The organism is Cyanobium gracile UHCC 0139 (assembly GCF_034931325.1).
GTDB classification, from domain to species: domain Bacteria; phylum Cyanobacteriota; class Cyanobacteriia; order PCC-6307; family Cyanobiaceae; genus Cyanobium; species Cyanobium gracile_B.
The window spans coordinates 97,983-123,217 of sequence record NZ_JAYGHX010000002.1 but is presented as its reverse complement, the minus strand read 5'-3'; the positions used below and the strand labels follow the sequence as shown (position 1 = coordinate 123,217).

The 25,235-nt window shown below is 66.9% G+C and carries 24 protein-coding genes; 10 read left to right on the top strand and 14 right to left on the bottom strand.

Going from position 1 to position 25,235, the window contains the following annotated elements; translation table 11 throughout:
- Window positions 1–77 precede the first annotated feature (77 nt).
- From trpS to VB738_RS03890, 3 genes are read right to left on the bottom strand one after another with little or no spacing between them, the layout of a single operon-like run.
- Window positions 78–1,115, bottom strand: coding sequence for a tryptophan--tRNA ligase (trpS, locus tag VB738_RS03900; protein ID WP_323304506.1), 1,038 nt, complete (start codon window positions 1,113–1,115; stop codon window positions 78–80).
- Window positions 1,112–1,675: a hypothetical protein gene (locus VB738_RS03895; RefSeq protein WP_323304505.1), complete on the bottom strand. Its 564-nt coding sequence runs from the start codon at window positions 1,673–1,675 to the stop codon at window positions 1,112–1,114. Before VB738_RS03895 ends, trpS begins: the two co-directional genes overlap by 4 nt.
- Before the next feature lie 15 nt (window positions 1,676–1,690).
- Window positions 1,691–2,257 carry a hypothetical protein gene (locus VB738_RS03890; RefSeq protein WP_323304504.1) on the bottom strand — a complete coding sequence of 189 codons (567 nt, stop codon included), beginning with the start codon at window positions 2,255–2,257 and terminating at the stop codon, window positions 1,691–1,693.
- 139 nt (window positions 2,258–2,396) lie between these two features.
- On the opposite strand from VB738_RS03890, the gene VB738_RS03885 reads away from it, so the two are divergent.
- The 6 genes from VB738_RS03885 to VB738_RS03860 all read left to right on the top strand — a co-directional run bounded on the left by VB738_RS03885 (window position 2,397) and on the right by VB738_RS03860 (window position 9,103).
- Window positions 2,397–3,812: a YcjF family protein gene (locus VB738_RS03885; protein WP_323304503.1), complete on the top strand. Its 1,416-nt coding sequence runs from the start codon at window positions 2,397–2,399 to the stop codon at window positions 3,810–3,812.
- A 156-nt stretch (window positions 3,813–3,968) separates the two neighbouring features.
- Complete coding sequence (gene psbA / locus VB738_RS03880; protein WP_254947583.1) at window positions 3,969–5,045, top strand: photosystem II q(b) protein; 1,077 nt, start codon at window positions 3,969–3,971, stop codon at window positions 5,043–5,045.
- A 177-nt stretch (window positions 5,046–5,222) separates the two neighbouring features.
- A complete protein-coding gene (locus VB738_RS03875) occupies window positions 5,223–6,245 on the top strand; it encodes a metal ABC transporter substrate-binding protein (RefSeq protein ID WP_323304502.1) in 1,023 nt (340 codons plus the stop codon).
- Window positions 6,246–6,249: 4 nt separating this feature from the next.
- The gene (locus VB738_RS03870; RefSeq protein WP_323304501.1) at window positions 6,250–7,047 is read left to right on the top strand and encodes a metal ABC transporter ATP-binding protein; all 798 of its coding nucleotides are present in this window, start codon (window positions 6,250–6,252) and stop codon (window positions 7,045–7,047) included.
- The gene (locus tag VB738_RS03865; RefSeq protein WP_323304500.1) at window positions 7,044–7,916 is read left to right on the top strand and encodes a metal ABC transporter permease; all 873 of its coding nucleotides are present in this window, start codon (window positions 7,044–7,046) and stop codon (window positions 7,914–7,916) included. The genes VB738_RS03870 and VB738_RS03865 overlap by 4 nt, the downstream gene beginning before the upstream one ends.
- Entirely contained in the window at window positions 7,913–9,103 is a 1,191-nt protein-coding gene (locus tag VB738_RS03860; protein WP_323304499.1) for a DUF4336 domain-containing protein, read from the top strand. The genes VB738_RS03865 and VB738_RS03860 overlap by 4 nt, the downstream gene beginning before the upstream one ends.
- A gap of 3 nt (window positions 9,104–9,106) precedes the next feature.
- Here the strand turns inward: VB738_RS03860 and VB738_RS03855 are convergent, their stop codons facing one another.
- Together VB738_RS03855 and lepB are read right to left on the bottom strand one after the other, a co-directional pair.
- The gene (locus tag VB738_RS03855) at window positions 9,107–9,466 is read right to left on the bottom strand and encodes a DUF760 domain-containing protein (protein ID WP_323304498.1); all 360 of its coding nucleotides are present in this window, start codon (window positions 9,464–9,466) and stop codon (window positions 9,107–9,109) included.
- A gap of 49 nt (window positions 9,467–9,515) precedes the next feature.
- Window positions 9,516–10,151: a signal peptidase I gene (gene lepB, locus VB738_RS03850; protein WP_323304497.1), complete on the bottom strand. Its 636-nt coding sequence runs from the start codon at window positions 10,149–10,151 to the stop codon at window positions 9,516–9,518.
- Between the two features lie 53 nt (window positions 10,152–10,204).
- Between lepB and menD the strand changes: the two genes are divergently transcribed.
- Genes menD through VB738_RS03835 form a run of 3 tightly spaced genes read left to right on the top strand, consistent with a single transcriptional unit; the run spans window position 10,205 to window position 13,901 of the window.
- Window positions 10,205–12,040 (top strand): 2-succinyl-5-enolpyruvyl-6-hydroxy-3-cyclohexene-1-carboxylic-acid synthase, encoded by a 1,836-nt coding sequence (menD, locus tag VB738_RS03845; RefSeq protein WP_323304496.1) that lies wholly within the window; start codon window positions 10,205–10,207, stop codon window positions 12,038–12,040.
- Window positions 12,037–12,891: a 1,4-dihydroxy-2-naphthoyl-CoA synthase gene (menB, locus tag VB738_RS03840; RefSeq protein WP_323304495.1), complete on the top strand. Its 855-nt coding sequence runs from the start codon at window positions 12,037–12,039 to the stop codon at window positions 12,889–12,891. Before menD ends, menB begins: the two co-directional genes overlap by 4 nt.
- 41 nt (window positions 12,892–12,932) lie before the next feature.
- Window positions 12,933–13,901: a sensor domain-containing diguanylate cyclase gene (locus VB738_RS03835; protein ID WP_323304494.1), complete on the top strand. Its 969-nt coding sequence runs from the start codon at window positions 12,933–12,935 to the stop codon at window positions 13,899–13,901.
- Between the two features lie 15 nt (window positions 13,902–13,916).
- Here the strand turns inward: VB738_RS03835 and VB738_RS03830 are convergent, their stop codons facing one another.
- The 4 genes from VB738_RS03830 to VB738_RS03815 are packed head-to-tail and all read right to left on the bottom strand — an operon-like array spanning window position 13,917 to window position 17,400.
- Complete coding sequence (locus VB738_RS03830; RefSeq protein WP_323304493.1) at window positions 13,917–14,240, bottom strand: response regulator; 324 nt, start codon at window positions 14,238–14,240, stop codon at window positions 13,917–13,919.
- Entirely contained in the window at window positions 14,240–15,367 is a 1,128-nt protein-coding gene (locus tag VB738_RS03825) for a histidine kinase dimerization/phospho-acceptor domain-containing protein (RefSeq protein WP_323304492.1), read from the bottom strand. Before VB738_RS03825 ends, VB738_RS03830 begins: the two co-directional genes overlap by 1 nt.
- Window positions 15,368–15,419: 52 nt before the next feature.
- The gene (locus VB738_RS03820; protein ID WP_323304491.1) at window positions 15,420–17,045 is read right to left on the bottom strand and encodes an ATP-binding protein; all 1,626 of its coding nucleotides are present in this window, start codon (window positions 17,043–17,045) and stop codon (window positions 15,420–15,422) included.
- A 7-nt stretch (window positions 17,046–17,052) separates the two neighbouring features.
- A complete protein-coding gene (locus tag VB738_RS03815) occupies window positions 17,053–17,400 on the bottom strand; it encodes a PAS domain S-box protein (RefSeq protein WP_323304490.1) in 348 nt (115 codons plus the stop codon).
- 144 nt (window positions 17,401–17,544) lie between these two features.
- On the opposite strand from VB738_RS03815, the gene VB738_RS03810 reads away from it, so the two are divergent.
- Window positions 17,545–17,955 carry an STAS domain-containing protein gene (locus tag VB738_RS03810; protein WP_323304489.1) on the top strand — a complete coding sequence of 137 codons (411 nt, stop codon included), beginning with the start codon at window positions 17,545–17,547 and terminating at the stop codon, window positions 17,953–17,955.
- Window positions 17,956–17,984: 29 nt separating this feature from the next.
- On the opposite strand, the gene VB738_RS03805 is transcribed toward VB738_RS03810, so the two are convergent.
- The 5 genes from VB738_RS03805 to VB738_RS03785 form a co-directional block, all read right to left on the bottom strand.
- Window positions 17,985–19,157, bottom strand: coding sequence for a PP2C family protein-serine/threonine phosphatase (locus VB738_RS03805; protein WP_323304488.1), 1,173 nt, complete (start codon window positions 19,155–19,157; stop codon window positions 17,985–17,987).
- Between the two features lie 11 nt (window positions 19,158–19,168).
- The gene (locus VB738_RS03800) at window positions 19,169–21,694 is read right to left on the bottom strand and encodes an ATP-binding protein (RefSeq protein WP_323304487.1); all 2,526 of its coding nucleotides are present in this window, start codon (window positions 21,692–21,694) and stop codon (window positions 19,169–19,171) included.
- A gap of 22 nt (window positions 21,695–21,716) precedes the next feature.
- Entirely contained in the window at window positions 21,717–22,253 is a 537-nt protein-coding gene (locus VB738_RS03795) for a heme NO-binding domain-containing protein (RefSeq protein ID WP_323304486.1), read from the bottom strand.
- Window positions 22,254–22,306: 53 nt separating this feature from the next.
- A complete protein-coding gene (locus VB738_RS03790; RefSeq protein WP_323304485.1) occupies window positions 22,307–23,368 on the bottom strand; it encodes a polysaccharide pyruvyl transferase family protein in 1,062 nt (353 codons plus the stop codon).
- 201 nt (window positions 23,369–23,569) lie between these two features.
- Window positions 23,570–24,460: a glycosyltransferase family 8 protein gene (locus VB738_RS03785; protein WP_323304484.1), complete on the bottom strand. Its 891-nt coding sequence runs from the start codon at window positions 24,458–24,460 to the stop codon at window positions 23,570–23,572.
- Window positions 24,461–25,235: the final 775 nt, after the last annotated feature.

The window sequence follows — 25,235 nt, the reverse complement described above, 5'->3', positions numbered from 1 at the left end:
ATCAGTTGTCGTGATCAATACAGAACGATTGATTCACGCTTTTCTTCCGACCCTTGCCGCAGGAGCCGCGCTCCGATTCAATCCATGGCCAAGAAACCGAGAGCCACCCGGACCCGCTGCAGGGTCGCGGCGGCCACGGCCGAAGCCCGCTCCCGCCCGTCCCTGAGCACCGCCTCGAGGTGGCCAGGGTCGCTGCGCAGCTCGGCGTAGCGCTGCTGCAGGGGCCGCAGGGCCTCCACCGCGGCGTCCGCCAGCAGGGGCTTGAAGGCCCCCCAGCCCATGGCGGCGCACTCCGCCACCGCGCGCTCGCGCCCCACACCGGAGAGCAGGGCGTAGAGGCCGAGCAGGTTGTCCGCCTCCGGCCGCTCCGGGTTGCCGAACTCCAGGCCCATGACCGGGTCGGTCTTGGCGCGCTTGATCTTGCGGGTGATGAGCTCGGGCGGGTCCAGCAGGGTGATGCGGGAGCCCTCGTTCGGGTCGCTCTTGCTCATCTTGCTGCGGCCGTCGGTGAGGCTCATGACCCGGGCCCCCTCCTTCAGGATCAGGGGCTCGGGCACCTTGAGCACGGGATGCTCCGGATCGGGCGCGTAACGGGCGTTGATGCGCTGCTGGGCGATGTCGCGGGCCAGCTCCAGGTGCTGCTTCTGATCGTCCCCCACCGGCACCCGATCGGCGTCATAGAGAAGGATGTCCGCGGCCATCAGCACCGGGTAATCGAGCAGGCCGGCGGAAACGTTGTCGCCCTGCTTGAGCGCCTTCTCCTTGAACTGGATCATCCGCTCCAGCCAATTGAGCGGCGTGACGCAGTTGAGCAGCCAGCAGAGCTCGCTGTGGGCGCTGACGTGGCTCTGCACGAACACCGTGGAGCGCTGCGGGTCAATGCCGCAGGCCAGGTAGAGGGCGGCGGTGGTGAGGGTGTCCTCCGCCAGGCGATTCGGATCGTGGGGGACCGTGATGGCGTGAAGGTCGACCACGCAGAAGAAGGTCTCGTGGCTGTCCTGAAGGGCCACCCAGTTGCGGATCGCCCCCAGCCAGTTGCCCAGGTGCAGGGCCCCGGTGGGCTGCACCCCGGACAGCACCCGGGGCCGCGCCGTCCTGGCGCCGGTGTCGCTCACGCTTCCGGAGTGGCGTCGCCCTCGGTTTCGGCGGCGGCCATCGCCCCCTCGGCCGCCTCAGGGGCGGCGTCCGGGGACGCCACGGCCTCGGTGGCTTCGGCTTCAGCTTCGGCCTCCGGAGCATCCGCCGGGGCTTCGGCTTCGATCACCGCCACCGGAGCGGCGGGCCGGCTGGGCCGGGCGAAGGGATCGATCCGGGCGCCGCCATGGCCACCACGGCCCACATGGCGGGGCTGGCCATCGCCGCCGCCCCGGCGGGGCTCACCCCCCCGGGGAGCGGGGGCGCGGGAGCCCGCCTGGGCCCGGTGCTCGGCCACCAGGGCCTCGAGCTGCCCCTTCTCCAGCTGGTCGGCGAGGGTGCGCAGCGAAAAACCCAGCACCGCAACGGTGGAGCGCAGGCCGAAGGCCTCCTGCAACGCACGGGCCGCCTGCATCTCGTTGTCGCTGAGGCGGATGCGGAAGCCACCCGGCTCCCGGTTCGGCCCCGAACGGCCGCCCCGCTCAGGGGAATCCCCGCGGCCGGAGCCCACAGGAAGAGGGGTGTTGGTGTCGTCCGCCATGGCCGCAGCCCGTAATCAGGGGCAAGTGTCGCGCATCGACGTCCGGCCGGCGGCGGCGTCAGGACCCAGCCACAGCAGCCGGTGCCTGCCCCGTTGGGCGCTGCCGTCACGCCGGGCCAGCACCAGCAGGGGCACGGGGCGGGGCCCACCGGTGTCGAAGCGCCGTCGGTACTGCTGGAGCAGGTCCAGATAGGTCTCGAGCGTCCAGCCCTGGGTGCCCCGCTCCTGGGCGTCCCAGAACTTCCGCAGCGCTTCCCGGCAGGCATCGGCCCCGAAGTCCTCCCAGCAGATCCGCTGGGCTTCCCAGGCCGGACGACCGGCGGCCAGCAGCTCCCGGTAGCGCCTCAGCTCGGGGGCCTCCTGGCTGCAGTCCGGCGGCAGGCGCCTGGCGAGGTGTTCCACCGGGACCCGGCTCAGTCGCAGCCAGCAACGCTCCAGGAGCAGCACCGGCAGACCGCCGTGCCAGTGGTCGCTGGCCTCCAGCTCCCGGAGGGCGCGGCGAAGCTCCTCGCGGTGGGGGTCCAGCAGGAACAGGCCATCCACCGTCGCAGCCGGGCCGGAACGGGCATCGGAAGACGGCACGGAGGGGACCCGGACGGACAGGTTGAATCATGGTGCGTCCGCATGGGTTCTGCAGGGACGGTGTCTTAAGGGAGGTGGGCGCGGGGGTGTGAGCCCCGTCACTTCTGAGCTAGAGAGGCATCGCCGCCGGTACCCACCCGTGACGCCCCCGGACCCCCTGCGCCCCGCCGCCCTGGCCTCCCTGCTCTCCGCCGGCTGGGGCAGGCAGGCCCTGCTGCTTGCTGGGGGGGTGATCGGGGGCGAATTGCTGCTGCGGTCACTGCCCGGCGAAGGACTGGGGCTGGTGGGGATCGCCGGTGTGGCAGCGGGCTGGTGGTGGCTGGGCCGGCGGCCCGCCCGCCTGGCGCCGGCCCGGTTGCCCGGCAGCTTCGATGCCTGGGTGCGGCGCTGTGAGGAGCTGCTGCTCCAGTTCGAGCATCTGGAGGGGGAGACGGGCGAGCGGGAGCCGAGCGAAGGCCAGACACCACGCCGAGCCGGCCTGGCCGCCCTGCGGGAGGAGGGGGCCCGGCCCGGTCTCCGGCTCGCCCTGGTGGGCTCCGTCCCCCCCGACGCCTCCTGGGGCCCCCAGCTCCAGCAGGCGCTGCGCGGCCGGCTGGCCCTGAGTCTGCGCTGGGGCGAGGCTCTGCCGGCGGTGAGCCGGGAGCGCCAGTGGCCGGAGGGCTTCGCCGCCGCCGACGTGGTCCTTTTCCACCTGATGACACCCCTGCGGGCCGCCGATCTGCGCTGGCTGGAGGCGGTTCCCCCGAGCCAGCCCCTCTGGCTGCTGGTGCAACCGGAGGCCTCCTGCGATCCGGCCGACCTGGCGGCCGAACTGGCGTCCCAGTGGCCGAGCGCCGCCGCCGACCGGCTGCTTCCGTGGGACGGCCGACCCGAAACCCTGACCACCAGCCTGCAGCCCCTGGCCCGCTGGCTGGTGGCCGAGGGGACGTCCCTGCGCCGGGCCACGCCGCTGCGACGCATCGAGGCCCTGCACCGGCACTGGCAGGCCGACCTGGAACGGCTGCGGCGGCAACGGCTGGTGCAACTCCAGCAGCGCACCCAGTGGATCGTGGCGGCCGGGGTGTTCGCCGCGCCCCTGCCCTCCCTCGACCTCCTGGTGCTGGCGGCGGCGAACGGCCTGATGTTGCAGGAGATGGCCCGCCTCTGGGGTTGCCCCTGGAGCGCGGAGCAGCTCAAGGCCGCCGCCGTGGAACTGGGCAAGGCCTCTTTGCTGCTGGGGGTGGTGGAGTGGAGCAGCCAGGCCCTGGCCGCCGCCGTGCGCCTCCACGGCGCCACCTGGCTGGTGGGCGGAGCGCTCCAGGCCCTGAGTGCGGCCTACCTCACCCGGGTGGTGAGCCATGCCATGGCCGATGTGCTGGCCCTCTCCGCCGGCGTCGAGGCTCCGGACCTTGAGCGGATCAAGCGGGAGGCCCCCCTGCTGGTGGCGCGGGCGGCCGAGGCCGAGAGGCTCGACTGGTCCGGCTTCCTGCAGCAGGGTCGGATCTGGATCAGCCAGCAGCTGACCGCACAGACCGCGTCGTCCCTGACCGCGCCCTCCCTGCCCCCCGCGATGTGACGCTGTTTCATGAAGTCTCTTCATGAATATTCATTGCGAACCCAGCCGATTACCTGAAGGATCGTTGCGGTCCCGTACGGGTTTCGCGGGGGTTACTTAGTGTGAATCGACCTCCCTTGTGGAGGTATCACTGCGTCTTCTTACCGTCTTACTTCCATGACCACTGCCATTCGCAGCGGCCGCTCGGAAAGCTGGGAAAGCTTCTGCGCCTGGGTCACCTCCACCAACAACCGGATCTACGTCGGTTGGTTCGGTGTGCTGATGATCCCTTGCCTGCTGGCCGCCACCATCTGCTACGTCGTCGCCTTCATCGCGGCCCCCGCCGTCGACATCGACGGCATCCGTGAGCCGGTCGCCGGCTCCCTGATGTACGGCAACAACATCATCTCCGGCGCCGTTGTTCCTTCCAGCAACGCAATCGGTCTGCACTTCTACCCGATCTGGGAAGCCGCCAGCCTCGACGAGTGGCTGTACAACGGTGGCCCCTACCAGCTGGTGGTCTTCCACTTCCTGGTCGGCATCTCCGCCTACATGGGACGCCAGTGGGAGCTCTCCTACCGGCTCGGCATGCGCCCCTGGATCTGCGTCGCCTACTCCGCCCCCCTCTCGGCGGCCTTCGCGGTGTTCCTGATCTATCCCCTGGGCCAGGGCTCCTTCTCCGACGGCATGCCCCTCGGCATCAGCGGCACCTTCAACTTCATGCTGGTGTTCCAGGCCGAGCACAACATCCTGATGCACCCCTTCCACATGCTGGGTGTGGCGGGTGTGTTCGGCGGTTCCCTGTTCTCGGCCATGCACGGTTCGCTGGTCACCAGCTCCCTGGTGCGTGAGACCACCGAGAGCGAGTCCCAGAACTACGGCTACAAGTTCGGCCAGGAAGAGGAGACCTACAACATCGTGGCTGCCCACGGCTACTTCGGTCGCCTGATCTTCCAGTACGCCTCCTTCAACAACAGCCGCAGCCTCCACTTCTTCCTGGCGGCCTGGCCGGTGGTCGGCATCTGGTTCACGTCCCTGGGCATCAGCACCATGGCGTTCAACCTGAACGGCTTCAACTTCAACCAGTCCGTCCTCGACAGTCAGGGCCGGGTGGTGAACACCTGGGCCGATGTGCTCAACCGCGCCAACCTCGGCTTCGAGGTGATGCACGAGCGCAACGCCCACAACTTCCCCCTCGATCTGGCCACCGTGCAGTCCGTTCCCGTGGCCCTGCAGGCTCCGGCGATCGGCTGATCCCTCGGCACCCCCCGATCGGACTGAGGCCCGCGGGCCGCTCTCCGATTCACCCCCTGCCCCCTCCGTCCCCTGCGGGCGCCGAGGGGGCTTTTCCTTGGCGGCCGACCGGCCATGGCAGGGCCGCGGCCGCGGCCAGAATGTTCACTCCAAGCTTTCTGCTCGCCACCAGCAGCCATGCCCCAGCACCGCCGTGACGGCCAGCGCCACCCCAAGGGCTCCCGGCTCCACCTGAAGCAGGCCATGGTGGTCGCCGCCCTGGTGGTTCCGCTGCTGAGCGCTGGCTGCACCGCCGGGCCCCAGGGCGGCGGCTGGTCCCCCGGGACGGCGGTGAATGGAGCGGCCCCCGGGGCCGGCGACACCGCCGGGACTGTTGACCAACGTCCCCTGGTGCTCACCACCTTCACGATCCTGGCGGACATGGCCCGCCAGGTGGCCGGCGAGCGGGTGCGGGTGGAGTCGATCACCCGACTGGGGGCCGAGATCCACGGCTACGAGCCCACCCCCAGCGACCTGAAGCGGGCCACCGGGGCCAGCCTGGTGCTGGAGAACGGCTTCGGCCTGGAGCGCTGGGCCCAGCGCTTCTACGCCGGCCTCCCCGACGTGACCCACGTGACCCTCACCGAGGGCATCACGCCCCTGCCGATCGCCGGCGACGCCTACCAGGGCAAGCCCAACCCCCACGCCTGGATGTCCCCCCGGCTGGCCAAGGTCTATGTGGAGAACATCCGCCGCGCCCTCACCCGGCTCGACCCCGCCGGCGCCGCCACTTTCCAGCGCAACGCCGAGCGCTACAGCGCCGAGCTGGATGCCCTCGACAGGGAACTGCGGACCGCCCTGGCCCGGATACCCCCCGGCCAGCGGGTGCTGGCCACCTGCGAGGGGGCCTTCTCCTACCTCGCCCGCGACTACGGCCTCACCGAGGCCTACCTGTGGCCGGTGAACGCGGAATCCCAGGTCACCCCCCAGCGCATGGCCCGCCTGATCGCCCTGGTGAAGGAGCGCCGGGTGCCGGCGGTGTTCTGCGAGAGCACGGTCAGCGCCGAGCCCCAGAAGCAGGTGGCGAAGCAGTCGGGGGCCCGATTCGGCGGCGTGTTCCACGTGGATTCGCTCTCCCTGCCGGACGGCCCGGCCCCCAATCTCCTGGAGCTGCAGCGTCATAACGTGGAGACCCTGCAAGCGGGTCTGGCGGGGAGCTGAACCGATGCCCTCTCGCCCCACCCCCTTCGCCGGCAGCGAGCGCATCGCCGTCCGCAACCTCTGCGTCGATTACCACGGGGTGGTGGCCGTCCATGAGGCCTCCCTGCATCTCGATGCCGGCACCATCTGCGCCCTGGTGGGGATGAACGGGGCCGGCAAATCCACCCTGTTCAAGGCCCTGATGGGCTTCGTGCGCCCCTCGGCCGGCAGCATCGCCATCAATGGCCTGCCCCTGCGCCAGGCCCGCCGGGCCCGGGCGGTGGCCTACGTCCCCCAGACCGAGAGCGTCGACTGGAACTTCCCGGTCAACGTCCATGAGGTGGTGATGATGGGCCGCTACGGAGCCATGAATCTGCTGCGCATCCCCCGCCCGGTCGACCGGGAGGCGGTGCGGGAGGCGCTCGAGCGGGTCGACCTGTGGCCGCTGCGCCACCGCCAGATCGGCGCCCTCTCGGGCGGCCAGCGCAAGCGGGCCTTCCTGGCGCGAGCCCTGGCCCAGGGCGCCTCGGTGATGCTGCTGGATGAGCCCTTCAACGGCGTCGACATCCGCACCGAGAAGCTGATGATCGAGCTGTTCGAGCAGTTCCGCCGCGAGGGGCGCACCCTGATGATCTCCACCCACGACCTGGCCCACGTCACCAGCTTCTGCGACCAGGTGGTGCTGATCAACAAGACCGTGCTGGCCTACGGCGAGACCTCCTCGGTGTTCACCAGCGAGAACCTGGCCCTCACCTTCGGCGGCCTGCGGCTGGAGGGCGAACCCACCCCGGCCGCCGACCCCGACGCGCCGCAGGCGCCATGACGGCCGTGCTCACCTGGCTGATCGAACCGCTCCAGCAGGAGTTCATGGTGCGGGCCCTGCTGGTCAGCATGCTGGTCTCCTGCGTCTGCGGCCTGCTCTCCTGCTACATGACCCTCAAGGGCTGGGCCCTGATGGGCGATGCGGTGTCCCATGCGGTGATGCCGGGCGTGGTGATCGCCTACGCCCTCAACCTGCCCTTCGCGGTGGGGGCCTTCGTCTTCGGCGTCGGCTCGGTGGCCCTGATCGGCTACATCAAGCAGATGACCCGGATCAAGGAGGACACGGTGATTGGCCTGGTGTTCACCGGTTTCTTCGCCCTCGGCCTGACGCTGATCTCCAAGGTGCGCAGCAGCATCGACCTCTCCCACATCCTGTTCGGCAACGTGCTGGGCATCAGCACCTCCGACATCCTCCAGACGGTGGTGATCAGCGTGCTGGTGCTGACCGTGCTGCTGGTGCTGCGCAAGGACCTGCTGCTGTTCTGCTTCGATCCCACCCACGCCCGCTCGATCGGGCTCCACACCGGCGTGTTGCACTACCTGCTGCTGTCGATGCTGTCCCTGGCGGCGGTGGCGGGGCTGCAGACGGTGGGGATCATCCTGGTGGTGGCGATGCTGGTCACGCCGGGGGCCACCGCCTACCTGCTCACCGATCGCTTCGACCGCATGGCGTGGCTGTCGATCCTTTCGGCGGTGCTTTCCAGCGTGGCCGGTATCTACTGGAGCTACTGGATGGATGCCTCCACCGCCGGCTGCATCGTGCTGGTGCAGACGCTGCTGTTCCTGCTCTGCTTTCTGCTGGCGCCGCGCCATGGCCTGCTGGCCCAGCGGCGGCGTTCGCCGCGGGCCTCCCGTTTCCCCTCCGCGTGAGCGAGTCCTCCAACGGCGCCGCCACAGTCCCGCTCGCCGACCAGGGCTGGCCCTGGTGGCCCCTGCTGCCCCTCTACCCCTACGGCCGCCGCCGCACCCTGGTGCGGGAGCTGGTCGCCGGGCGGCTGTGGAGCTTCGAGCAGCTGCAGGGGGTCTGGTACGTGGCGGTGCCGATCCGCATGCTGGTGCTGCGGGTGCGGGAGGGGCTGCTGCTCTATGCGCCGGTGGCCCCCACCGCCGAGGTGCGGGCCCGCCTGCGGGATCTGGAGGAGCGCCACGGCCCGGTGTGCACCATCGTGCTGCCCACGGCTTCAGGGCTGGAGCACAAGCTGCCGGTGCCGGCCATGGCCAGGGCCTTCGCCAACGCCCAGGTGTGGGTGACCCCGAAACAGTGGAGTTTCCCCCTGCCGCTGCCACCGGCGTGGCTGGGGTTCCCCGCGGCCCGCACCCGGGTGCTGCTCAGCGACGGAGTGCCCCACGGCGACCAGCTCGACTGGCTGCCCCTGGGCCCCCTGGACCTGGGGCTGGGCACCTTCCTGGAGATCGCCTGCTTCGACCGGGCCAGTGGCAGCCTGCTGCTCACCGATGCCCTGGTGGCCATTCCAGCGGAGCCGCCGGCGGTGTTCGACCTGGATCCCACACCGCTGCTGTTCCATGCCCGCGAGCGGGGGGATGAACCGTTGCAGGACGATCCCGAGCGGCGGCGCCGGGGCTGGTGGCGGCTGGTGCTGTTCGCCACCTACCTGCGCCCCAGGCCCCTGGTGGTACCCCCCCTGGGGGAGGTGCTGCGCCGCTGCCTGGCACCGGGCTGCCGCGACGCCCGCGCCCATTTCGGCTTCTATCCCTTCCGCTGGCAGCCCGGCTGGCAGGAGGATTTCGAGGCGCTGGCGCCGGGGGGCCGCAGCACCCTGCAGGTGGCGGCGGTGCTGGAGCGGCTGGTGTTCCCCCGCCAGCGGGCCGCCCTGGTGGCCTGGATCCGTGGGCTGGCAAGGCTGAAGGACCTGCGCTGGGTGGTGCCGGCCCACCACGATGCCCCCGTGGCCAGCTCGCCCCAGGAGCTGGCGGCCCTGGCGGATCGGATCGAAAAAGCAGCGTGGGCCCCCGACCAGGGAGCCTGGGAAACCCTGGCCGGCATCGACAACACCCTGGTGGGGCTGGGGCTGGTGCCGGGGGAAGGGGAGCGCTGAGGCCTAGAGCTCAAGCTCGCCGGGATCGTCGTCGAGGCCCCCCTCGAAGCCACCGCTGCCGAGCATGGCCGACTCCAGCTCCATGCGCTGCTCCATCTGCCGCAGGAAGTAGCCGGTCATCATCGCCGAGGCCAGCAGGCCGGCGAGGTTGTCGCGGCTGGCCTGGATCTTCACCTCGAACTGCTCACCGGGGAGCATGCCCAGCAGGCCCTGGACGTTGTGGCGGATGATGTCCTGGATGTCGCCGGTGGCCGATCGCGCCACCCTCTGGAGCACATCCGGGGACTGTTCCTGCAGGTACTGAATCAGCGAATTGTCGCTGATCGCCTCGTTGTCGGCGGTCAGGAACTCCGGGTTGAACATGTGCCCTCCGGTGTGCGCTGCAACACGACGTGCACCCTAACGCAGTCTTTCAAGCGGATTCTCCGGCGTGGGGAGTGGAGAACCCAACCGGACCGAACCGATCGAGCGGCCAGTAGCGCCAGATGGCGGTGCCGATCAGGTCGCTCTCCGGCAGGGGGCCCCAGAGGTGGGAATCCAGGCTGGCATTGCGGTTGTCCCCCAGCACGAGCACCTGCCCGGCGGGCACCACCAGGGGCTCCAGGTCGTAGGCCATCGGCTCCCGGGCCCAGTCCGGCTCGGCGGGGCTGCCGTTGCGCCAGAGCCGGCCCTCCTTCACCTCCACCCGATCCCCGGCCACAGCCACCACCCGCTTGATCAGGGCCGCGCCGGGGTCGTAGCCGGCCTGCTGCAGGGCGGCGGGCGGATGGAAGACAACGATGCGGCCGGTCCGCGCCCCCGACCCGAAGCGGGGCGTGAGTTTCTCCACCAGGATCCGGTCCTGGAGCTGCAGGGTGGGCAGCATCGAACCCGACGGGATCCAGCGGGGCTCCACCACCGTCCAGCGCAGCAGCAGGGCCACCAGCACCCACAGCAGCAGGCGGGCCAGCTGCTGCAGGAGGCCCCCCGTCGTCCTTTGGGGCGCGAACGGCGGCCCCGACGGGTGCGGCGTGGGGGTGGGCGTGGGCGTGGCGGGGCCGCTGCCCATGGGAATCCGTCCGTGAGGATGATTCCCCCATCCTGAACACCGGAGCGCCCCCCTTGGCCGGGTCCCCGACATCGCTGGCCAATGTGCGGGCGGCCCTGACGTTGCTGGGGGCGCTGCACCGGGGCGGCCTGACCCATGGGGTGCTCTGCCCCGGCAGCCGGTCGGCCCCCCTGGCGGTGGCGGCCGCCCTGCTGGAGCCCGGGGGCCTGCGGCTGCATACCGCCATCGACGAGCGCTCCGCCGCCTTCTTCGCCCTGGGGCTGGGCCGGGCCAGCGGCCAGCCGGCGGCCGTGATCACCACCTCGGGAACGGCGGTGGCCAACCTGCTGCCCGCCGCCGTGGAGGCCGACTTCGGCTCGGTTCCCCTGCTGCTGCTCACGGCCGACCGACCGGCCCGGCTCAAGGGCTGCGGCGCCAACCAGAGCGTCAACCAGGAGGTGTTCCTGGCCGGCAGCTGCCGCTGGCTGGGCGCCGGCGACCCGGAGGGGCTGGCCGCCATGACCCCTGGGGAGCTGGAGGCCCTGGCCCGCCAGGCCCTGGCCGCCGCCCGGGGCGACGGGGCCGGCCGCTCCGCCGGCCCGGTGCACCTCAACCTGGCCTTGGAGGAACCCCTGCATGCGGACGGGGCGGATCTGACCCGGCTGGCCGCCGGCCTCGCCGGTGAGCCACCCCTGCCCCCGACCGCTGGCGACGCAGCCAGCGGTGGCGGCCCGGCGGCCGCCAGGCCCCCGGCCGCCGCCAGCACCGTCCTGGACCCGGACCGGCCCGGTGTCGTGGTGGCCGGCCCCTGGCGCGGGGCCCCGGCGACCTGGGGGGCCCACGTGGAGGCCCTGCGGCGCTGGCAGCGGCGCAGCGGCTGGCCGGTGCTGGCTGATGCCCTCTCGGGCCTGCGGGGCCTGCCGGATCTGGACACGGTGACCGCCTACGACCTGATCCTTTCGGAGGGCTCCGGTCACGGCGGGGCGACACCGGCAGGTGAGCTGCAGGTGCTGCGCCTGGGCCCCCTGCCGGCCAGCCGGCGCCTGCAGCGCTGGCTGGCGGCCCAGGGGGGCCCCCAGGTGCTGGTGAGCGAAGGCGACGGACGCCGCCTCGATCCCCTCGGGGTGGTGCGGGGCCAGGCGAGCGGCGGCCTGGCGGCCTGGCTGGCCGAGCAGCCGCAGGACATCTGGGCGGGCAGCGCAGCGGGTGCCCCGCTGGCGCTGGCGGGTCGCTGGCGGCGGGTGGAGGCGGCGGTGCAGGCCCTGCTGGAGCGGGAGCTGGCCAGGGAGGAGGGGGAGCCGGCCCTGGCCCGGCGGCTGGGCCGGCTGCTGCCGGCGGGGCTGCCCGTGCTGCTGGCCAACAGCAGTCCGGTACGGGACTGGGAGAGCTTCGCCGACCCGGCCGCCCCGCCCCGGCCCATGCACGGCTTCCGGGGCGCCTCCGGCATCGACGGCACCCTCTCGAGCGCCTGCGGCCTGGCCGAAGCGCTCGGCGCCCTGGTGCTGGTGAGCGGCGATCTGGCCCTGCTGCACGATGCCAACGGCTGGCTGTGGCGCCCGCAGCTGGGCGGGCGGCTCACCGTCGTGCTGATCGACAACGGCGGCGGCGGCATCTTCGAGCAGCTGCCCATCCGCACCCAGCCGGCGGCGGCGATGGATTTCGAGCGCCTGTTCGCCATGCCCCAGTCGGTGGACCCGCTGGCGCTGGCGGCGGTGCACGGGGTCCCCGGCCGGCGGCTGGAGAGCCTGGACGCCCTGGAGGATGCCCTGGTCTGGGCCCTGGCCCAGCCGCTGGCCCTGCTGGTGGTGCCCACCGACCGGCGACAGGATGCGGCCCTGCGGCAGCGGCTGCGCACAATGGCCGCAGATCTGGCTGCCCCCCTGGCCACCGGGCCGATCCCCTCCCCATGACCCCCGTTCCCCCAGCCCCGCCGCACTGGACCAGCGCCGGCACGTACAGCGACATCCGCTTCGAAACCAGCGGCGACGGGATCGCCCGGATCAGCATCAACCGCCCCGAGAAGCGCAACGCCTTCCGGCCCCTCACCGTGCAGGAGCTCTGCGATGCCTTCAACCGGGTGCGGGACGACCCCTCCATCGGCGTGGTGCTGTTCACCGGCGAGGGGCCGGCCGCCGACGGCGTCTGGGCCTTCTGCGCCGGAGGCGACCAGAGCGTGCGCGGCGACGGAGGCTATCTCGACGATTCGGGCCTGCCGCGGCTCAACGTGCTCGACCTGCAGCGGATCATCCGCAGCCTGCCCAAGGTGGTGATCGCCCTGGTGGCCGGCTACGCCATCGGCGGCGGCCAGGTGCTGCACCTGCTCTGCGATCTCAGTCTGGCGGCCGAGAACGCCGTCTTCGGCCAGACCGGGCCGCGAGTGGGCAGCTTCGACGGCGGCTTCGGCGCCGGCTACCTGGCCCGGGTGGTGGGCCAGCGCAAGGCCCGGGAGATCTGGTTCCTATGCCGCCGCTACGACGCCAGCCAGGCCCTGGCCATGGGGCTGGTAAACGCCGTGGTGCCCCTGGAGGATCTGGAGCGCCAGGGGGTGGCCTGGGCGCGGGAGGTGCTGCAGCACAGCCCCACGGCGATCCGCTGCCTGAAGGCCGCCTTCAACGCCGAGACCGATGGGCTGGCGGGGATCCAGGAACTGGCGGGCCAGGCCACCCACCTGTTCTACCGGACCAGCGAGGGCCAGGAGGGACGCAATGCCTTCCTGGAGAAACGGGACCCGGACTTTTCCGAGGCGCCCTGGCTGCCCTGAGGGGCCCCGTTCCATACTTCCTTTCCACGCATTGACGACCGTTGTCCGCCTATCCGATCCCGGACAACGAAACCGAACGGCAGGCGGCGCTGGACGACCAGTACATCCTCGATACCGAGCCCGATGAGGACTTCAATCGCATCACCCGCCTGGCCAGCCAGATGCTGGGCGTTCCGATCGCCCTGATCTCCCTGGTGGATCGCCAGCGTCAGTGGTTTCTCTCCCGCGTGGGCCTGGAGCCGAGGGAAACGCCGCGGGAGCTGGCGTTCTGTGCCCACACCATCTGCTCCGATGACGTCATGGTCGTCAGTGATGCGGCCGCCGATGATCGGTTCAAGGACAACCCGCTGGTCACGGGAGATCCCCACATCCGGTTCTATGCCGGCGTCCCGCTGCAGACCCGCGCCGGCTTCAACCTGGGGACCCTGTGCGTGATCAGCCGAGAACCGCGGCAGCTGGCCGGCACGGAACGACAGCTCCTGCAGGATCTGGCCGGCATGGTGACGCAGTATCTGGAATCGCGGCGCAACAGCTATCTCTGTCCGCTCACGGGGCTCCAGAACCGACGCCCCTTCCATGAGGCGGGGCAGAGGGAGGTCCAGCGGGCTCGCCAGAGCGGCGATGCGCTGACCCTGCTTCTCTTCGGCCTCGACGGGTTCGCCGCGTTCGTCGCCCGCTTCGGAGCTCCGCAGGGGGATCGACTGCTCCAGGAGATGGCCGCCCGGCTGCAGATCCAGGTGGGGGAGAGCGCCCTGCTGGGCCGGGTGACCGCCGACGAGTTCGCCATGCTGCGCCCGGGCCTGGACGGCCGGGAAGCGATGGCCCTGGCGGAGCAGATCCGGGCCGCTCTGGCCCTGGATGGCTGGCTGGTGGATGGCGCGTGCCATCCGGTGGCCATCAGCTGCGGAGTCGCCTCGCTCTGTGGTGACGACAGCGGCTTCAAGGACCTGTTCCGACGGGCCGAGGCGGCCCTGACCCAGGCCAGGCTGTCGGGCATGACTCCGGCCTAGGGCGAGCTGCCTCGATCAGCGGGCCTTGACGGCGGCAAAGCCCCGCGACAGGGCTCCCTGCAGCGACGCGACCTGGATCGGCTTGCCGATGAAGTCAGCCATGCCACTGGCCAGCGCCTGGGCGCGGTCGCTCTCGCAGATGTTGGCGGTGACCGCCACGATCCAGGGACGGGCCCCGCGGTCGCCCTGCTGTCGGATTCGTCGCGTGGCGACGAATCCATCCAGTTTCGGCATTCTCGGATCCACGACGATGATGTCCGGGTCGAGCCTGCGCTGCTGCTCCAGGGCCGCTTCCCCGTCGCAGGCCACGCTGACGCCGTAACCGAGCCGTTGCCACATCAGCTCGCGGACACGGGCGTTGACGCGATTGTCCTCGGCCAGGAGGATCCGCAGCGGATGGCTCGCGGCGAAGCAGGCCGGCGCCGGCAAGGCGCTGCATCGATCACCAGAGCGCCACTGTCGATGACGGAGAAGTTGAGCAGCTGGTTGAGGAGGAGCCGCAGGGATTCACCGGAATTGCGAACCGTCTGCAGGCACGATGCGGGGTGCGAAGTGAGCGTGGTGCTCAGCAGGATATCGGTGAGTCCAATCACACCATTGAGGGGCGTTCGCAGCGGATGGTCCATGGTGGCCAGGACGGTGCTCCTGGCCAGGTTGGCCTCCTCGGAGTCCTGCGCCGCACGGCTGGCCAGATCGCGGGCCTGCAGGCTCACCTCCAGGGACCGTGCCGAGGAGCGCAGCGAACACCGGTGGAGCAGGCCCGCCAGGGCAGACAGGAGAGCGCATCCGGTGAGCGAGAGGGCCAGAGCGAGGCGCAGGGGAAACAGCTGCTGATTGAGGGTGGCCATCGACAGAACGACACCCACCAGACCCACCGTCTTCCGGGCTCTGTCGCGGAAGGGGGCAAAGCTGCTCAGGAACGTGCCCCATGGGTCGGTGTAGGGAACGGAACTCACCTTGACCTTGCCGAAGCGAGCCGCCCCGCGCGCGCCAAGGGGAGCGTTCGCGTAACGCTGGCCGATCACCAGGGAGCTCACGTCATCGCCCTGATTCGTGAGATTGGTCGTGCTGTCCAGAACAAAGCGAAGATCCTTATCCGACCCCCTCAGGGTGTAGGCGTCATCGACATCCGGAACCGATCGCCTCAGGCGGAGCAGGGGTCCATGGGCCTGGTGATACGCAAAGCTGCCGGCCTGATCAGGGCGGGTGATCCGCTCATGCAGGTCGCCGTCCATCTCGGACGCCGTGACCACGGCCAGATCCCGCAAGCACTCCTGGATGATCGCGTTGAGACCCCGCTCAGCGGCCCAATAGGTGACGATCATGGCCATGCCGGAGATGGCCATGATCCCCAGGCTCAAAAGGAAGGAATCGCGGACCATCTTGCCCCTGGAGATTGGGACAACTTCCGCTACGTTCACTCCGGTCTCTTGCCGGCAATTCCCCCTAGAGCCCTGCAACCCCACTCCGCGCCATCGCCCGGGGCCAGGTCCATGGCAAGGCCTTGGGGGGCAGGCCTCACGATGGGAGGATGGGCTTGGTGCGGCGCCACGCCTGGAAGCGATCCAGCGCGGCACAGAGATCCACGAAACGCAGGGGCTTGGAGAGAAAGTCGTTCATCCCGGCGGCTTCACACTCCTGGCGATGGGAGCTGAAGGAATAGGCCGTCAGGGCAATGATGTACACATCCGAATAGCCCTCGCGGCGTAGTTGGCGGGCCGCTGAGATGCCATCCAAATGAGGCATTTCCACATCCATGAAGACCAGATCAATGGGTTCACTTCGGATGCTCTGAAGGGCGGTGTAGCCGTCGCCCACGAGCTGGGCCGACAGCGTCAACCTGGCCAGCATCAGCTCGAGGACGCGCTGGTTGACGCGGTTGTCATCAGCCACCAGAATCTTCAGTCCAGAATCAAAGCTGCTGGAAGGGCTGGGTTCGGTCGACCGTTTCTGGCTTTTTGAGGCCACGGCGAAGGGCAGGCGAACCGAGAAACAGCTCCCTCTCCCGAGGCTGGAGTCCACCGAGATCTCACCGGCCATCAGCTGGCACAGGCGGGCACAGATCGCCAGGCCCAGTCCTGCACTCTGGTTGGTCTGCTCCGGGTTGGCGTGGCCAACGAACTCCTCGAAGATGAACGGCAAGGCCGCTGCTGCGATGCCGATCCCGGTGTCGGAGACACGCAACATCAAGTCCACCCTCTCCGAAGAAAGCCGGGTCGCCTCGACAACGAGGCGGATCTCCCCTTGGTTGGTGTATTTGCAGGCATTCCCCAGCAGGTTGAAGAGAATCTGACGCAGCTTGAGGTCGTCACCGATCAACCATCTCGGTGAATCCGGCGACAGGCAGAGTTGAAGATCAAGCTGCCGGATGGAGGCCTGGTGTTGAAACAGGTTGAGCACATCGTCCAGCAGAGAATGGAGATCAAAGGTCCTGGGGTTCAACGCCAGACGACCAGTCTCGATCTGGGAGATATCCAGAATGTCGTTGACCAGATTCAACAGATAGTCGCCGCTCTCATGGATGGTTTGGATCATTTCCTTGAAGCGGCCGTCCATGGGGCTGGCCAGCAGCAGGTCACTCATCCCGATCACCGCGTTGAGCGGGGTGCGGATTTCATGGCTCATCGTGGCCAGAAAGCGTGTCTTCGACTGGCTGGCCGCCAGGGCCTCATCCCGGGCCTGCCGCAGCTCATGGGTTCGCTGGGCCACCTGCTGCTCCAGCTGATCGCGCGCGTCGATCAGCTTGTCCTGGGCCTGAACAATCGCACTCTGGTCCCGGAAGGTGAAGACAAGGGAGGGCTTGCTTGGAACATTGACCGTGGCCCAAGACACCTCGATGACCCGTCGGGGCGGGGTGCTGGTCAGCTCCCAGGTGGTGGTGCCCTGGGAAGCCTGCCTCCAGAACGGTTGGTCGGGCCGAAGCTCGGCCGGGTCACGGCCCTGACGGTCAGGAAGGATGCCGCTCAGCGTGCGGCCAAGGCACTGCAGACGTGAGAGGCCCACGAAGCGATCGAAAGACGTGTTGGTCCATTCGACGATTCCATCGAGATCGGTGAAGGCGAGAGCTTCCTCGACGGCCCCCAGGGCTGCCTCCAGTCGGCCAAGGGTCGTGCGCAATTGGGCAACAAGCTCCAGATCGGGCATTCCGGGCTCAGCTCAGGGGGCGCAGGGTCGCCGCAAAGACCCAGCCATCTCCTCGGCGTTCGGCCACAATGAAATGTTCTGAGTTGATGGCCTGTTGATCCTTGCAGATCGTCATCAATTCCAGGGGATGGTTGAGGATCTGGGATTCTCCAACGATCTGAAAGCGTGAGAATCCAAGGTGGTGGGCATCCCGGAAGGAGTCGGGGAGAATCATGGAAAGGGACTGGCCCAGCAGATCCTGCAATGTCCATCCATAGGTGGATTCGAACAGGTCGTTGATCTCCACGATGCACCCATCCCGATCGGCTGCAACGAAGGGCAGGGACCGCCGGCGGAGCTCTTCAATCGTGACCATGGCTTACACCGCGCACATCACCGGTTGATTCACGAACCTTAGCGCTGCATGCCGGTGGATGCCCCGCCTGGTTGAAGGCCGGCGAGACTCCCGGTGCCCCCCGACCGGCCAGGGAGCGCTCAAGGCCAGGGAGACCGCCAGGCCATGGGCAGCGCCCTGTCGGCCGATGGCGAAAGCCCCAATCCTGCAGCAATGGTAAGATCAATGAGATTCGTGATTCCATGTGTGGATGATCCATCAGTCCTGAAGCCTTCAGGTTTGCTTGATGCACAGAGTGGCGCCGACCTGCGAGCAACCATCAGCTTGCTCCTGAAGGAGAAGCCAGGGGACATCCTGATTGACTGTCAAAGCATCGAGTTCATGGACAGCAGTGGCTTCGGCGCCTTGGTGTCCATGCTCAAGCGCGTCAGGGAACACGGAAAGCAGCTGTATCTCTGCAGTCTCAACAGCCAGGTGCGGATCGTGCTGGAGCTTACCGGCACCGAGAAGGTCTTCACCATCTTCCCGGACCGGGAGGCCTGCCTCGCTTCCCTTTCTCAGGATCAGATCGTCTGAAGCGCTGAGGTGTGAAGGGCCCGTAACGCTCAGGACAGGATGGCGCGGATCACCGAGTAATCATCCGTGAACGGGGCATTGGCCGTGATGTCGTGGATCTGGGAGAGCAGCCGGTCGAGGCCGTCGTCATCCGACAGCAGGCCCCGGCACTGCTCCGCGAGTTGCATGAATTCCGGCAGCGTCCCCATCACACCATCAGGCCGGGGGACTTCGTAAAGCCCATCGCTGTAGACGAGCAGACAGCCTCCCTCCCCGACCTCCAGGCTCTCGGTGGCGTAAGTGGACTCCTGGAACAGGCCCACCGCCATTCCCTGGCCCCGGAGCCACCGACTGGGGAAGGTGCCGGTGCGGCTCCACAGCAGGGCCGGCGGATGCCCGGCGCTGGCGTAGCGAAGGGTTCTGCTGGATCGCTGGTACACCCCATACCAGATGGTGAGATAGCGCCCCTGATGGCGCTCCATCTGGAACCCGGCATTGAGGGCCTGCAGCACCGCGGCCGGATCACGGAGATCGACGGGCAGGGAGCGCGAGCGCAGCTGGTTGTGGACGGAGATCGAAGGGAACGCCGCCGCCAGTCCATGGCCGGAGGCATCGGCGAGGTAGAGGATGAAATGCTCCGCATCCAGCCAGAAGAAGTCGAAGGAATCCCCACCCAGCTCATGGGAGGGCTCGAAGCGAGACTCCACCCTGACAGCACCGGTCATGGCCTCGGGGAAAAGCGAACGCACATAACTCGCCGCCTCCTCCAGTTCCTGATCGAGCCGGGCTTTCTGAAGGCGCAACTCTTCAGCCAGATCCTTGAGGCGTTCGTTGGCCTGGTGCAGACGGATGCCGGAGCGGACCCGTGCCAGCAGTTCATCGGGATCCACCGGCTTGCTCAGGAAGTCGTCGGCGCCGCAGTCCAGTCCGCGGACGCGGTCCTCCACCCGGGAACGGGAGGTGAGGAGGATGAAATGGGCCGACTCCAGGGAAGGATCGGATTTGCAGGCCCGGCAGACATCCAGCCCATCGATGCCCTCCATCAGCCAGTCGCAGAGGATCAGAGTGGGCGGGGAGAGGCGCGCCTGTTCGAGAGCGGCTTCGCCGGATTCCACCATCACGACCCGGTATCCCTGGGCGCTCAGCCGGGCCTGGAGCAGGCGGGAATGGATGCGGTCATCATCGACGAGGAGGATCGTTGTCGGGGAGCCGCTGCTGTCCATCTGGGGAGGGGTCAGGGGGCCGTGGGGCGTCGCTGCCGCAGCGCCTCGGTGACCCGGCCAGCCTCGACGAGCAGCTGGTCGATCCTGAGCTGGGGCCATGCCTCCGGATCAGATCGCAGGGACTCCTCGACCTGTTCGCACAGGCGGGCCAGGCCCAGCGCGCCCAGGCTGGCACTGGGGGAGCGCAGGGAATGGGCGGCGGCGATCATGGCCGGTGCGTCGTGGTACTGGTGCGCCATCACGACAGCTGACACCAGGCGCATCGCGTCTTCGAGGAACAGATCAGTGAGTTCCTGGAGCAGCGCCTCGGCCCCGTCGCCCAGCGACTGCTCGAGCTCCTCCCAGGCGACGGGGTCGATCGGATCGTCGCCGGCCACCACTGGTGGGGCCTCGGACTGGTCGCGGGGGGGGTAGTGCTCCAAGGCGTAGGTGAGCTGGGCGGGCACGATGGGCTTGGCCAGGAAGTCGTCCATGCCGGCATCGAGGCAGGACTGGCGATCCTCCGGACGGCCATGGGCGGTCATCGCGATGATCCAGGGTTGCACGAACGGAGCCGGCAGCCGCCGGATGGCCCTCGTGGTGGCATAGCCGTCCAGCTCCGGCATCTGCACGTCCATGAAGACAACTTCGAACGGGGTCGCCTGCAAAGCTGCGATGGCCTCGGAGCCGGAAGCCACAGCATCGGCCCGATAGCCCAGGCGTTGCAGCAACAGCAGAGCCAACTGTCGATTCAGGGGAACGTCATCAACGACAAGCAGGCGAAGCGGCAGGCGATCGGCGAGTCGATGGGGGCCACGCTCTGGCAAAGATCGGCGCGTCGGCATGGGGTGCATCGCCAGCCGCCGCTCCGCTGGGCTCTGGAGTTGCTGCATCAGGGCCAGGCGCAGCTGGCCGAGTCGCACGGGCTTGCTGAGGATCACAGGTGGCGTCTCAGAGAGCGACGACAGCTCGGCGACCATGCACCGGTCGGCCAGGACGATCCAGGGGCGGATCCGGAGCAGGGGATCCTGCAGAAAGGGCGGAAGGGTTGGATCCCCTTCGCAGCCGAGCAGACGGCCATCGATCACCACAGCACCGTGGTCGGCATCCGCGATCGCAGGGTGGGAGGCACGCATGGGGATCTCGCAAAGATCGGGGGCGATCGCCGACAATCCCATCCAGCCCAGCTGCTTCTGGAGCAGCTCGCGGAGGGTGGGGTTGGCGATCAGCAGCAGAACCACAGACGCGTCCGGGACTGGGATCGTCAGGGTCTCCAGCGTGATGCTCGCGGTGGAAGCCGGATCGAGCTTGAGCAGCACGGTGAAGGTGAAGACACTGCCGACCCCTTCCTCGCTGGCCAGGCTGATGGCTCCCCCCATCAACTGACAGAGCCGGCGGGTGATCGCCAGTCCCAGACCCGTGCCGCCGTAGCGCCGCGCCGTGGAGGGATCGGCCTGGCGAAAGGGTTCGAACAACTGGGGAATCAGAGTGTCCGACACCCCGATGCCGGTGTCCCGGATCTGAAACGTGAACAGGCATGGCGTCGGCTCGCCGGCCGCGGCAGACCGGGGCTCCGCCGTCAGCGTGACGACGATCTCACCTTGGGAGGTGAATTTGACGGCATTGCTGAGGAGGTTCCAGAGGATCTGGCGGAGGCGGGTGAGGTCACCGATGACGGCCGTGGGCAGGCTGGGGGCCATGTCCAGAATCAGTTCCACCTGCTTGCCCAGCAGGCGGGACACACTCAGATCCAGGGCCTCTTCGATGCAGATGCGTAGGTCAAAGCGCTGCTCATCGAGCTGCATGGCGCCGGATTCAATCTTCGAGAAATCAAGGATGTCATTGATGATCGTCAGCAGGGAGTCGGTGCTGCTGTTGATGATCTCGACATAGTCACGTTCCACAGGGCCAAGTTCACAGTCCTGAAGCAGACCAGCCATGCCGATGATGGCGTTCATCGGAGTCCGGATCTCATGGCTCATCGTGGCCAGAAAGGTGTCCTTGGCGGCATTGGCTGCTTCAGCGGTCTGCCTGGCCGCTTCCAGCTCCACATTGAGCGCCGAGAGCCGCTGCGTCGATTCCCGCAACTCCGCTCGCTGTGTCGTGAGAATATCATTGAGCTTCTGGCTTTCCGTGAGCGCAACATTCCTGGCCTGCAACAGGAATAGAAAGTCAACCAGGGAATCATGCAGGGGAAAATCATTAATTTTCAGCCCGAGGGACTTCAGGTCCTCCAGTTGCAGCAGGCAGGGCGTACCGACAAACAGCAGCTGCTCCTGTTCCTCAAGACAACAGATCTGGCCCTTCAGTTGCAACGGTATCGCGTGGGACTTGAGAATCACATGCCGAGCGGTGCAGTCACTCAGGCTGTGGAAGTCCATCGACACATCCGGTCGCAGGAGCTGAAAGTGGTCGTCCAGGGGCTGCCCCAAAAGGTCCGGAGCAGGAAGAATGCGGCGAAGCACCGAGCCGGCTGAACGGATGGTCAGCGCACGGTCGACGACGAGATGAAAGGGAAACAGGGGATCAAGAAGATGGTCGGGTAGAGGTACGGACATGACCATCAGAAACGACACATGATCACGCGTGCTTCATGCCACCATCCGGCAGAAGCAGTGATGCGATCTGATCAATCGCCAAAGGCGTACGGAAGTGCGTCCCCAGCCCATGAAGCAAGCCGGTCACCAACGGCGCCAGGCCTTGACGCGTCGACCGGTACTCCAGTTGCCTTGACGCATCGACACGGTGCTCGCAACGGAATGAAGGCGGTTGCCGTGCAGCAAATGACACGGCCACACGGGCGTGGAGATTGTCGCGCTGATGCAGCCATTCAGGCAGGGGGTGGTCCTTGTTCTCGAATAGCTTCTCGTAACCCTCCGTGGCCGTGTCGGTGATGCAGTACTCGCCGAAGGCCTGCGTGATCGGCTCTTCAGAGGGGGCCAGTTCCTCGGAGGCCTCCGCCACCAGCCGATGGGTCACATCCTCAGGATAGGCCAGTTCCGTGGCGCAGACATCGAGATTCTGAAGATCAGGCCGCTCCGTGATGCACTGCAAAATATCCACCCCATGGTGGGTGGTGACCATCGGCTGGATGGCCCGGTTGACCAGCCCGTACATCGTTGCTCAGCCGGATAGGGTCAATCTACCCCGGTAGGACAGGTGGGACCCCTTCAGGCATGAGCAGGTAACTGATCGAGGCACCAGTGAAAATCGTTGCGAACCTGCTGACGAACAGGCTCGTGGGCGAACAGGCGTCCTCGTGTGGCAAGGATCGCCGGCAACGCCGAGGTGGGATCCAGGCTGGCCAGGTCACAACCGGGCAGATCAAGCCGTCTGCAGAGATCCCTGCCTTTGTTGGAATAGTGGAGATGGTACGGAACCCGACCAGCGGCCAGTGACAGAACAGCGGTGTGAAAGCGCACGGCAATCACGATATCCACGAGGGCGAACAGGGCCATGGCAAGCTGCCAACTTGGAACGGCCGGATTGCCGACAAACGGATTGAGGATAGCTGTGCCGGGAGCACGGGCCTGGATGGCGGCGGCCACATCAAGATCATTGTCGGAACCATAGGCACCTGACTGGATCAACACGATAGGCCTGAGTCCGGCGGCGGAGAGCTGAACACTGAGCTGGGCCATCCGAGTGATGAAGGCGTCATTGTCGTGGCCGTACATGCTGTCAAAACCACGAACAGACAACACGGCCGCCTGGCCTGGGTCGATAGCCAGCTGTTCCAGACAATGTCGTGCCTCAGCCTCAGCCGGGGGAGAACTCTCCAGGACGAATGCGATGTCGTAAGACAACCGTGCGGACACACCGGCCGCGCAGAGTCGCTGGTGGCTTTCTGCATCCCGCACACAGACGGCCGCCAAGCGCTTGAAATAGCGCTGCAGCAGGAAAAAGCTGAGGCCATGGCAAGACCGGGGGATCGACTGGCCGAACAGAAACGTGTGCCGAGGGCTGTGTCTCAGTTCAGCAAGATTCTTGAGGAACGCCTTGGTGACGAACCATTCGCGTGAGTTATTAAAGATATCGCCCCCCACGCTGATATAGGCGTCACAGTTTCTGGGTCGGTCAGGCAAGAAGCTGACTCCAAGGGTGGGATCAGGATGTTCATCCTGGACGCAGCCCACCAGGTCGACATCCGGCAGGAGTTTTCTAAAGGCGCTGTAGATCGCCGCATCCCCCAGATTCAGGGTGCTGTAGGCGTTGATCAGGCCAATGCGCACGGGAGACTACAGAGGAAAGAAACAGTTGTGGTAACGCCGCGTGAACGTCTCCTAGACCAGTCAGCAGGCTTCCAGATGGTTTCCGAAGTGAAGCAGGAGCATGGAACCTCAAACCATCTTATCAGCCCGGGAGAGAGAGCGATCCGCACGAGGTTCCCTGTGCCAGCCATGCAAGCCAAGCAGCGAGGCAACGGGAGTGAGTCATGCAGATCGCAGGAGTCGACGGAGTTTGCCCTTCACCATTTCCAAGGTGGGAATGGAGCGAACAAACTTCCGGTAGGCAGCACCGATGCCCATCAGCTTCACCGGACGCTGACCGGAAAAGGCAGTTCGATCCAGAAGTGCAAACCAGCGGTCCTGGAAATTGGCGGCATAGTCAGCATGCCAGGGCTTGACTTTACCCAGGAAGTGGATGATGCCGTCAGAAAAGTTGACGTCAGCTCTGCCTTTGGAAGTGTTCCATTTTGGATCAAGAATCACCCAGTCGTCCTCCAGGACGATATTGAGGGCATCTTGATCCATTTGGTCAAGCAGGTCATAGTTCTCCTGTGCAATAGTCAAAGCTTTCGATTGAATATGATGTCGCCTCCAGGCATCCAGGTCCATGACGATCACCCCTGAGTTGAAATACTTTTGAGGGTGTTGCAACTTCAGCTTGTCACGGAGGCGCTGTTGCTGCTCCGGAGTGTCGATGCCACCGTCAATGACACAAGCGCTCGACTTTCCTTGCAGATCAAAAACCTGCAAGCCGAGCAGATCCGAGCAGACGATGAGATCGGTATCCAGGTAGATGCAGCGAGAGACATCCGCTAAATACTCGGGGATAAAGAAACGTGCATAAGGGGACTTGCTTTTGACGAGCAAGGTACTGCGCAGCTTGTCAACCTGTCCCAGGTCGAAGTCAATGAACTGGATGATTCCAAGGTTGGGAGTTTGCCAGGATTCAGAGAGCCGCTTCTTATCATCAGGGGATAGATCAACACTGATGACATACGCATTTAAGGTTGTGCTGCAGGTTTCCAAAGCGGAGCGAACAGTGACTGCTGCACCCCATAGATAGTTGGCGGTGGCAACAATGACAATATTGACCACAGGACCTCAAGCGACCTTGCTGACTCAATGTTAGCTCAACAGCGTGAATCAGCAGTAGCGGACTGGGCCATTGGCCGCAAAACCTGACATGGGACCTCAGTTTGCAAAAAAGTGTCTCTCAGGGTGGCCGCTCCCCGACTCCGGTGTGTAACGGGGTGTGGGTCACGGAACGGTGCGACCGCTGACGCGGAACAGGGGGGGGGTGTAGAACAGACATCCTGGCTAGAAACCATTGTTTGGTGGTGGGAGATGCGGGTCAAGGCACGCAGCGCAGGCAGCCGAGGTCATCGTGCGGAGCTCTCATTGTTGTGGCAGTGGTGTTGCGTGACCCGGCGCAAGACGGTGGCGTTCAGCGATCCGGGACCATCTGCCAGGTCCAAGGCCGAGCGGATCCCGTAGTCGTCATGAATCCTGGCCGCGATGGCACGCGGGTATCAGCTGTTCGGTTGATGGGTGGGGTCGAGGACGTCCTGGGCGGTTGGAGAATTCCTGGGTAATGTGCGTGGATGATGGATAGCTGAGACAACCAAGGCCTGCTCCCCCGGCAGGATCCCTCAAACATGGAGACATTCCACTCGATCACACAGGAAGAGTCCCATGGGTTCTCAGTGGCGGCTCAGATCGATGATCCAGAGTTTGGACATCGTTGCGGAGACCTGCGGTATGGCGTCATTGAACAGCCAATGGATCAAGGCGTTGAATGACTCTGGCTGTTCCACCTAAACCGCCCCCAGGTTCAGCGTCTCCGGGTGCGAATGGGCGACAGCCTCCCCGT

What these genes read in the sequence shown, in the direction of transcription:
- VB738_RS03895 (WP_323304505.1), bottom strand. Translation starts at nt 1,675, where the DNA reads ATGGCGGACGACACCAACACCCCTCTTCCTGTGGGCTCCGGCCGCGGG.
- psbA (WP_254947583.1), top strand. Translation starts at nt 3,969, where the DNA reads ATGACCACTGCCATTCGCAGCGGCCGCTCGGAAAGCTGGGAAAGCTTC.
- VB738_RS03875 (WP_323304502.1), top strand. Translation starts at nt 5,223, where the DNA reads ATGCCCCAGCACCGCCGTGACGGCCAGCGCCACCCCAAGGGCTCCCGG.
- VB738_RS03870 (WP_323304501.1), top strand. Translation starts at nt 6,250, where the DNA reads ATGCCCTCTCGCCCCACCCCCTTCGCCGGCAGCGAGCGCATCGCCGTC.
- VB738_RS03865 (WP_323304500.1), top strand. Translation starts at nt 7,044, where the DNA reads ATGACGGCCGTGCTCACCTGGCTGATCGAACCGCTCCAGCAGGAGTTC.
- VB738_RS03855 (WP_323304498.1), bottom strand. Translation starts at nt 9,466, where the DNA reads ATGTTCAACCCGGAGTTCCTGACCGCCGACAACGAGGCGATCAGCGAC.
- lepB (WP_323304497.1), bottom strand. Translation starts at nt 10,151, where the DNA reads ATGGGCAGCGGCCCCGCCACGCCCACGCCCACCCCCACGCCGCACCCG.
- menB (WP_323304495.1), top strand. Translation starts at nt 12,037, where the DNA reads ATGACCCCCGTTCCCCCAGCCCCGCCGCACTGGACCAGCGCCGGCACG.
- VB738_RS03830 (WP_323304493.1), bottom strand. Translation starts at nt 14,240, where the DNA reads ATGTGGCAACGGCTCGGTTACGGCGTCAGCGTGGCCTGCGACGGGGAA.
- VB738_RS03820 (WP_323304491.1), bottom strand. Translation starts at nt 17,045, where the DNA reads ATGCCCGATCTGGAGCTTGTTGCCCAATTGCGCACGACCCTTGGCCGA.
- VB738_RS03815 (WP_323304490.1), bottom strand. Translation starts at nt 17,400, where the DNA reads ATGGTCACGATTGAAGAGCTCCGCCGGCGGTCCCTGCCCTTCGTTGCA.
- VB738_RS03810 (WP_323304489.1), top strand. Translation starts at nt 17,545, where the DNA reads ATGGGCAGCGCCCTGTCGGCCGATGGCGAAAGCCCCAATCCTGCAGCA.
- VB738_RS03805 (WP_323304488.1), bottom strand. Translation starts at nt 19,157, where the DNA reads ATGGACAGCAGCGGCTCCCCGACAACGATCCTCCTCGTCGATGATGAC.
- VB738_RS03800 (WP_323304487.1), bottom strand. Translation starts at nt 21,694, where the DNA reads ATGTCCGTACCTCTACCCGACCATCTTCTTGATCCCCTGTTTCCCTTT.
- VB738_RS03795 (WP_323304486.1), bottom strand. Translation starts at nt 22,253, where the DNA reads ATGTACGGGCTGGTCAACCGGGCCATCCAGCCGATGGTCACCACCCAC.